At 63.1% G+C, this 445-nt stretch carries 1 pseudogene; it reads left to right on the top strand.

The window, feature by feature from the left end:
- Positions 1 to 445 (top strand): annotated as a pseudogene (locus FEF65_RS13285) (LpxL/LpxP family acyltransferase); the annotation flags it as partial.

The following is a 445-nucleotide window of genomic DNA, read 5'->3' as shown; positions in this document are numbered from 1 at the left end:
CCGACGGACCATTGCCGCGCGTAATCTGCAATTGTGTTTTCCGGCGTTGTCCGACGCCGAGCGCGACCAACTGCTGCGGAAAAATCTCGCGTCCACCGGGATCGCCTTCTTCGAAATGGCCATGAGCTGGTGGTGGTCCAAGCCGCGCCTGGCACGGCTGGCTCATATCGAAGGCCTCGAACATCTGCAGAACGCTCAGCGTGAGGGCAAGGGCGTGATCCTGATGGCCCTGCATTTCACCACCCTGGAGATCGGCGCGGCCTTGCTCGGCCAGCGCCATACCATCGACGGCATGTACCGCGAGCACAGCAATGCGCTGTTCGATTTTATCCAGCGCCGTGGCCGTGAGCGGCACAACCTCGATTCCCTGGCGGTCTAGCGCGACGATGTGCGCGGCATGCTCAAGTTGCTGCGCGCCGGTCGGGCGATCTGGTATGCGCCGGAC

The organism is Mariprofundus erugo, assembly GCF_005818865.1.
GTDB lineage: Bacteria > Pseudomonadota > Zetaproteobacteria > Mariprofundales > Mariprofundaceae > Mariprofundus > Mariprofundus erugo.
This window is presented reverse-complemented; position numbering and strand designations above follow the sequence as displayed.